This window comes from Micromonospora sp. DT41 (assembly GCF_049841715.1).
In the GTDB taxonomy this organism is placed as follows: Bacteria; Actinomycetota; Actinomycetes; order Mycobacteriales; family Micromonosporaceae; genus Micromonospora; species Micromonospora profundi.
In genome coordinates this window covers 70,034-77,802 of record NZ_JBNCKU010000023.1, presented here as the reverse complement: position 1 = coordinate 77,802, position 7,769 = coordinate 70,034, and the positions used below count along the sequence as shown (strand labels likewise).

The window sequence follows — 7,769 nt, the reverse complement described above, 5'->3', positions numbered from 1 at the left end:
CCCAACCGCATCGACAATGAACGATCACACGCGCGGGGCCGGAACGCCCGACATCAGCCGTGAACGATCGAGGCTAGGAAGGGATCCGAGGTGCCCCGGTTGAAAGTGGTTACCTCCCAGCCAGCGTTGATCGCCGCCGTCACGATCGCATGGCCTACGAACCAAGTGCCGCCCAGAACCAGCAAATGCATAGCAGCATTATGCCGCCTGGAGGCAGCAGATGCATTTTGGTCGTGTCACCTGCGCCGGGTTGACAGGAGGTCGACCGTCAGTAGTTGGCCAAAGGTTAGTTCCTACTATGGGCACCACCGCGAGATGATCGCCTCCGATCGGTAGTCTCGAAGTCGATCCGGGTTCTTTCGTAGTCTATCCAACATGCGTGGCGCGGCATCGCTCAATTTTGTTGAAGCAGATCTTCCTACAATGTCTATAAGCGATAGTGCGCGTGGGAGAATTACATATCGCTGGGGTGCGAGACGCAATGCGGGGTTCAGCAAATTCAAGGCAACCCCAACTGCGCGGTCTTCGCCCTCCTGAAGGCTGCGCAGGTATTCGGCAGCTAGAGCATTTTCCCAGGCCAGCCCTGGCTTGGCTGAGACCCACTCGGACAAAGATCTTCCGGCTGCCACGAGAAGGGGTAATGCCTGAACGCGAACTGCTGACACTGCGTCCGATTCGGAAGGGATCTTTGCGAGAATGTTCAGGCGTTGTGCTTCGTTGGCGAACTTCCAGGCCGCCAAGAGCCAGGCGGCAGCAAGGCGTTCTCGCTCGGGAGTCCTCGAAGCGCCGGTGATGAGTCGCCCGAGTTCGCTCTTACAGATGTTAAAAATATCCGCCCACAAATCGCCGTTGCTGGCCACGGGTGCAGAGACGATTGTCTCAGCGGAAAGTAGTGAAATGTCGGCGTATAGGTCACCATAGGTGGCGCTTATATTCGCCAAATCCGCAGCGGTCTTCTGATCCAGGGGCCAAGCGCGAACGTATTCAAGGACTGACTTCGCTGAGCCGGGATCAGTAGCGATGTCGTCGCGCCAATGCTCCCACCAATTTCGGATCCCTGCTTTGCGGTGAAGAGTATAGATTCTTCTGGTGACACGACTCCAGCGCTTCGGCCGCGTATCTAGCTCCCGGTGGTCACTTGACAATTTCTCGATCTCGGCGAGGAGTTCTGGGGGTGGAGTTATGACATAGGGATCCCCCTTGCTGTGTTTCTCCAGTTCGTGGCCAAGGCGGTCAATCGCTGCATTCGTTTCCACCATAGACTCCGTGAGGTATTCGTCAACCTTGGTGACGGTTGTCTTGGCGGCGTTCGGATAGAGGCCGAGAGCTTCAAGCCTTCGCTGTAGCCGAGAGATGTACGCGAAGCCATCCTGCGGGCTCTTCGCGCCGATCAAGATGTCATCCATGTACCGCGTGTAGTGGCCTTTTGCTCCTTCGGTCTCGAACTCCTTATCCACGTGCAGCAGCAAGCTGTGGGCGATTTCGCGCGACGCTCCGATCTGTTCTTGAGGTAGCCCCATTAGCGAAACTTCGGAGTAGTCGAGACGAGGCATGACTCCGTCAACAATTTGCACACAGAGTCGAACTACCTCCTTCTCAAGCGATGTCTGAGAGTGAAGGTGCTCTCGGATTGCCTCCAGTCTGATTGAGGGGTAAAAGTTGGCGATATCAGATTCCACAAAATAGCTTACTGATTCGTCATCAACCATCTGGAGAATCTGACCCTGGCGGGCAAGCCAAAAGCGGAACCAGTCGAAGCTATCCCCTGCATCGTCGTTGATCTTTCCGTCAGGACTCCCTTTGTCGGAGTGGGCAACTCCCACCCAAGCCTGCGCGTCTGTAGTAAGTTGGTCGCGGATAAGCCATGTGATAGCAGAATAAACGAGAGCGTCGCGGGTTGCTAAGAAACACAAAGGGCGCGAAAGTCCTTTTCCCTTGGCTGCTCTGACAATCTCACCCCGCTCTGGGGCATAGCGCCCCAAGCGTAGATCCCGAGCCAGGGCCGCAACGAGCGTCTCCAGGCCCCATTCATATCCTGCGTAATGCAGCGGATCTGGAGCAAGGTTTATATTGCTGAATGTCATTGAGCGTAGGGCTCGCCGGACTTCCCTTTTCCATACGGTTTTTAGAAGGCCCTCATCGGCAACCTGGGCAAGGCCGATCTGCATCTGTGCAAGATACACGCGGCAAGCCCAACCGTCGCGTGGTACAAACACTGTGCACCTTACGCCCGCATATTAGACTTTATGGGTTATTTGTACTGAGTGTCAGAATGGATCTACGGCTTGCTGTTCTGGCTCTGACCTGCCGAGGTTGTCTGCAACGGTCGCGCGGCGACCTCGGATGACGCTTACCAAGCCCTCCGCCGTCAGCAGCGCTACGGCGCGGTGAGCCGTCCCGACCGAAACGCCATGCGCTGAGGCCAGCTCGGCAACTGCCGGGAGCTGGTCGCCGGGCTGCAGACGACCGGCGGTGATCTGCTCGCGCAGCTCGGCGGCGATCCTCTGATACGGACTGCTTGCCGCCGTGGGCTGCGTCGGTGCGACCGGGCGCGGTGGCATCCGTGCGGCCAGCGTCCCGGCCGCACGTTGGTCCGACTCCGACAGCCAGGCGGCGTAGACCCTGAGTGTCGTTGTCCCGCCTCCGCCATGACCGAGCCGGCCGGCGACGGTCCGCACGTCGACACCTGCGTTGATCAGCTCGGTCGCCGAGTAGTGGCGCAGGGCGTGAATGTGGCTGGTGATGCCGAGCCGGGTAGCGAGTCGGCCGTACCGCTGCGTAAGGGTGTCGGGCCGGTAGCCACGGCTGTTGTCCGGCTCGGGGGAGAAGACGTAATCGGCGGGATCGGCGTCCGCGTCGAGCTGGGCCAGGCGCTCGACGTACCGGCCGTGTAGCTCGCGTAGCACTTCGATCGTGTCCGGGTCGAGCGCTACCCGCCGCTGCTGATGCGTCTTGGTGTCCTTCTCTCGCAGCTCGCCGTGTTCGTCCAGGTAGGCGCTGCGGCGCAGCGTCAGCACGCCGGCGGCCAGGTCGAGATGCTGCCAGCGCAACGCGCACAGCTCGCCCCGCCGGGCACCCGTCGTCATGGCGAGCCACACCAACGCTCCCCAGTCCGGATCGCGCCACGACTCGTTGATGATGCGCGCGGCGTCGGCCGGGTTCGGTGGCTGCGGGTCGGGATGCGGCGGTGCCGGTGGCTCGGCCTGCCCGGCGGGGTTGACGGCGATCCAACGCCACCGGACGGCGCGGCTGAGGGCTCCACTGAGGATCCAGTGGATTTGCCGCACTGACGACGCGCTGAGCGGCTTGCAGACGTGCGGCCGGCACTTCGTCGTGCAGGTGTGCTCGCCCTCTACGCGGTGCTTCACGTACGCCTTGCCGCCGCACCAGTCGCGGCAGCGGCGCAGGCTCGCGTAGAACGACTCCAACGTCTCGGCGTCGAGTCGACCGACCGGCAGCTTGCCGAGCACCGGCCGTATGTGCTTGTTGAGCTTGTTGACGTAGCCCATGCGGGTGGTGGGCTCGATGTCGGCCACCTCAAGCCACCGGTCTAGGAGCTGGTCGAGCGTGGCGCGGGTGCGCGGGTTGCGCCGCTCGTCCACCTGGGCCAGCAGCCGCGTACGCGCCTTCTCGGCTTCCTTGGCGGCGGTGCGACCGGCGGGAATCGTCTCGGTCAGGTAGTGCCGCTTGCCGCTGATCGGATCGACACCGGCATAGACCTTCACGCGCAGTGACCCGCTGGGCAGGGTTTCGATCTCGCCGCGCTGGCGCTTGCTGCGTCCGCTCGAACTCGCCACGCGGCAACCGTAGCTCGTTCGCACCACGAATAGCCCCACGCGAGGCGTTCAGATGAGGAAAGTGGCTGTGCGCCCGGCAGGATTCGAACCTGCGGCCTTGGGATTAGAAGTCCCCTGCTCTATCCGCTGAGCTACGGGCGCGTGGCGTGGATGTCGCGCCAAGAGGGTACCGCCGCCCCGCCTCGCAGCGGGGAAAAGGGTGCTCGCGTCCACATCGCCGAGCAGGGTCTCACGGCGGCCAGGTGCCGGGCATCCGGGTTCCCGCCGGTGGGCGCGGCGCTGGCCCGTACCCTCGGCTGGTGTTGCTGGACCCCGACGCCGAGAGCGGCGTCGCCTACGAGTTGTGCCAGGTCGTCGGCCGCGCCATCCTGCCGTACCGGTCATCGGACGCCGCCGACCAGCGCTTCGGCACGGCGTTCTTCTTCCAGGCCGCCGACGACCCGGTGGGGGAGTCGTTGCTGACCGCCGCCGACCTGGTCGGCCCGGCGGGCGGCGAGGTGGGCCTGCGGGCGAGCGTCACCGAACCGGCCGGCGTCGCCCCGGACGCGATCACGGTGGCCGAGATCACCCCCGGGTGGGCGCGCTTCCCGGGCGACGGCGTCGCGGTGCTCCCGACCGCCGGGCTGCACCGCAGCGCCGGCGACGGCGGCTGGCGGTGGCGGGTACAGCCGGTGCCCGCCGGGATCGCCGCCGGGCCCGAGGTGGTCGAGCGCAGCACCGCCGCCGCCGGGTCCGCGTTCGTGCTTGCCCATGGGGTACGCGCCGACGGCTCCCGGCCGCTGGAGGTGGCGATCGAGCGGGTGGTCCGCGACGGCGACACCGTGCGGATCACCACGGAGCTACCCCAGGGGTACGTCGGCGCGCCGGTCTTCACCGTGCACGCCGACGCCGCCGGTGAGGTGTCGCTGTACTGCCTCGGCCTGGTCCTGCCCGGTGTCGACGGGCATCCGGTGGCGACCTTCGACCGGATCCGGGCAGTCCTTCCGGCCACGCCCGGCGACGCCTGAGCTGTCGTCCTGTCGTCGGGTGGTCAGTCGCTGGCCGTCGCCCCGGTCCGTTCGGCCGTGGAGGGGTCGGTCAGGGCTGGTTCGGCCGGGGCTGGATCGGTCAGGGCTGGTTCGGCCGGGGCGGTGGGACCGGCGGCCAGGAACGCCTCGGCCCACCGTCCGACCTCGTCCAGGACCTGTCCGCGTACGGCCGGGCCGGAGAGCGTGAGGTCGTGCAGCCCTCCGTCGAAGCGCGCCAGGGTGACGTGCCGGCCGAGGCGGGGCGCGTACCGGACCATGTGCTCGACGTCCAGCACCGTGTCGGCAAGTGTCGCGTTCTCGTGCCATTTGGTGCTCCGGAAGGAGCGGGTCGAGCAGGCCACCAGCACCGGCACCTGGATGTTCAGCCCGGCGCGCAGCCGGCGTTGGCCGGTACGGATCGCGTTCAGCCAGCCGGCCCGGACCGGGAACCCGGCGAGCGGCTTCCACGCCAGGTCGTACGTCCACTCGCCACGATGGTCGGCGTGCAGGCTCTCGCCGTACACAGTGCCGAGCCCGAGCGGCACGATGCGGTGCGGCGCCCTGCGGCCCAGCCGGGCCGCGGCGGCCGCGATGGGTCGGCGCAGCGCCCAGGGGGCGTTGAAGTCGAAGAAAGGGCTGTTGAGGACCAGGCCGTCGATGGTGCCGGCGTCGCGGCGGGCGTCCGCCCAGAGCGACAGGACCAGGCCGCCGGTGGAGTGGCCCATCGCGAGCAGGGTGTCGTGCCCGTCGTCGGAGCGGATGATCTCGGCGGCGGCGTCCAGCTCGGAGAAGTAGTCGCTGACGTCCTGGCAGAAGTTGGGGGTCTGGTGCGCGAGCAGGCTGCGGCCGTATTTGCGCAGGTCGAGGGCGTAGAAATCCCAGCCACGTTCGGCGAAGAAGTCGGCCAGGTGGGTCTGGAAGAAGTAGTCGACGAAGCCGTGAACGTAGAGCACCGCCCGCCCGGTGGGGCGCTCCGCCCGCCGGCGGACAAGTGTCGCGACGACAGGACCCTCATCGTCGACGCCCAGGTCGATCGTCTGCCGCTCGTAGGGCGGCCCCAACACGTCCGGTTCCACGAAACCGACGCTACGCCGACCAGCTACCCGTTGGTAGCCCCGACGCCGCCGGGCCCACTCTCCGGCTCTCGAACCGCGGCCGGCAGGCCCGCCGGCCCCGACCGGCAGTGCCTGCCGGCCGGGACACAGCGGGTACGCGCTCAGGCCGTCTCGGCGTCGGCGCGGCTCGGGTCGGCGGCGGGCAGCGCGTCCGGCTCCTCGGTGTCGACTGGGCCCTGCGGCGGGCTGACGTCGCGCAGGTGCTTGTTGTGCCGCGGCTCCTGGCGGGTCTTGGCGTCGTTGAGTCGCCGCCGCAGGTCGTCGCGGACGTCGTTGAGCGCGGCGTGCAGGTCTTCCTCGCTGGAGGTGGTGACGATCTTCTGGCGGCCGGCGATCCAGCACTCCAGGGTGACCTTCTGACCCCGGGCCTCCCGATCCTTCACCGACACCTCAAGCTCGGTGGCGTCGGCGTGGAAGCTGGCCAGCCGGGCGTCGAGGGTGGCGAACTGCTCGGCGATCCAGTTGCGGTCGCCCTGCGAGAACCCGGCGCCGACCCGCAGGCACTCCGCCACGGTGGCCGGGTTCGCCACGGCGCTCATCGCCGCACCTCGGAAACGGTCGCGAAGCCGAAAGTAGTGATCATCATGACGCTGACCTCTCGTCGACGTGGAGCTGTCGGTGGTGCGTTGATCAAATCCATACCCACTCGGTCGGCCCCGGAACCGCCGGGACCGTGCCGAGCACCGTCGGCGGTGCCGGGGACGTGATCGGCGGCGCGGCAGGCGGCTTCGGCCGTAGCACGCGAGGGCTTGATCAGGGCGTTATCCACAGGAGGTCCCGTTGTCCACAGGTCGGGGGTGGGGCGCTGGCGACCCACGCCGGCGCCGCCCAGGCTGAGGGCCGAGTCGACTCGCGCTGGCAGACCCCGATCCCCTGGAGGGACGATGTTCGATACCTACGTCACGATCGTCGGCAACGTGCTTACCGCACCCGAGTGGCGACGCACCACCCAGAGCAACACCCTGGTGGCCAACTTCAAGGTCGCCTCCACGGCCCGCCGGCTCGACCGCGACAGCGGCCGCTGGGTCGACGGCAACTCGCTGCGGGTACGCGTGAACTGCTGGCGCAAGCTCGCCGAAGGCGTGGCAGCCTCGGTGATGGTCGGCGATCCGGTGGTGGTCTGTGGCCGCCTCTACACCCGCGACTGGACCGACGACGCCGGCAACCACCGCACCGTCTACGAGCTGGAGGCGGTAGCCGTCGGCCACGACCTGTCCCGTGGCCGGGCCCGCTTCCTGCGTAACCGGCCGACACTAGCGACAAGCACTGTCGAGGACGCGGAGGCCGAGAGCCGGGTGCACGGCGAGCCCACCGAGCCGGTGCCGGCCGGCCAGGTGCCAGTGCTGCCCGACGGCCGCGAGCTGGACGACGACTTCGAGCTGTCCGACTTCGGCTCGCTGCGGGCCAGCCCTGTCGACCACGACCCGCTCGACGACGGCCCGGACGATGGCCCGGACGACGGCCCGCTGGACGGCGGCGTTTCTCTCGGCGAGGACAGGGCCGTCATCGGCCAGGGCGGCGTCGCGGGTGGCGTCGGCGGCGGACGGGGCGGCGTGGCCGACATTCCTGCCGCCCTCGACGACGACGAACTGACTCCTCCCGGCGACGGCGACCCGCAGGGCGACCCCGACGACGAGTTGGCACCCGTACCCGACGAGGGTCGGCCGGACGCCGCGCCGTCCGGTCGGGGGCGGCGTGGCCGAGGGCGGGTTCCGCAGCCGGCGTGACCGTTCGGCTCGTGGTTCCCCCACCGGCACTGCTGCTTGTCGCTCACCACGGCGCGGGAACGGCGGCAGCACCGGTACGGCACGACGGGGGCGGGGTGGCGATGCGACTGGCGTCGTCACCCC

At 67.2% G+C, this 7,769-nt stretch carries 6 protein-coding genes and 1 tRNA gene; 2 read left to right on the top strand and 5 right to left on the bottom strand.

All coding sequences use genetic code 11. The features are described from left to right. Positions 1 to 296 precede the first annotated feature (296 nt). From ACLQ23_RS29135 to ACLQ23_RS29125, 3 genes are all read right to left on the bottom strand, one after another. Complete coding sequence (locus ACLQ23_RS29135) at positions 297 to 2,168, bottom strand: RNA-directed DNA polymerase (RefSeq protein WP_425881378.1); 1,872 nt, start codon at positions 2,166 to 2,168, stop codon at positions 297 to 299. Between the two features lie 99 nt (positions 2,169 to 2,267). Continuing rightward, positions 2,268 to 3,797, bottom strand: a complete 1,530-nt coding sequence (locus ACLQ23_RS29130) for a tyrosine-type recombinase/integrase (protein WP_425881377.1) — start codon at positions 3,795 to 3,797, stop codon at positions 2,268 to 2,270. Between the two features lie 68 nt (positions 3,798 to 3,865). Next, positions 3,866 to 3,938, bottom strand: a tRNA-Arg gene (locus ACLQ23_RS29125). A 158-nt stretch (positions 3,939 to 4,096) separates the two neighbouring features. Here ACLQ23_RS29125 and ACLQ23_RS29120 point away from each other — a divergent pair. After that, positions 4,097 to 4,804 (top strand): hypothetical protein, encoded by a 708-nt coding sequence (locus ACLQ23_RS29120; protein ID WP_053653133.1) that lies wholly within the window; start codon positions 4,097 to 4,099, stop codon positions 4,802 to 4,804. A gap of 23 nt (positions 4,805 to 4,827) precedes the next feature. Here ACLQ23_RS29120 and ACLQ23_RS29115 read toward each other — a convergent pair whose 3' ends face one another. Further along, complete coding sequence (locus ACLQ23_RS29115) at positions 4,828 to 5,880, bottom strand: alpha/beta hydrolase (RefSeq protein ID WP_355593915.1); 1,053 nt, start codon at positions 5,878 to 5,880, stop codon at positions 4,828 to 4,830. Positions 5,881 to 6,020: 140 nt separating this feature from the next. Beyond that, complete coding sequence (locus ACLQ23_RS29110) at positions 6,021 to 6,458, bottom strand: HPF/RaiA family ribosome-associated protein (RefSeq protein WP_355593917.1); 438 nt, start codon at positions 6,456 to 6,458, stop codon at positions 6,021 to 6,023. A 345-nt stretch (positions 6,459 to 6,803) separates the two neighbouring features. On the opposite strand from ACLQ23_RS29110, the gene ACLQ23_RS29105 reads away from it, so the two are divergent. Further along, positions 6,804 to 7,646 carry a single-stranded DNA-binding protein gene (locus ACLQ23_RS29105; RefSeq protein ID WP_355593919.1) on the top strand — a complete coding sequence of 281 codons (843 nt, stop codon included), beginning with the start codon at positions 6,804 to 6,806 and terminating at the stop codon, positions 7,644 to 7,646. The last annotated feature ends 123 nt before the right edge of the window (positions 7,647 to 7,769 follow it).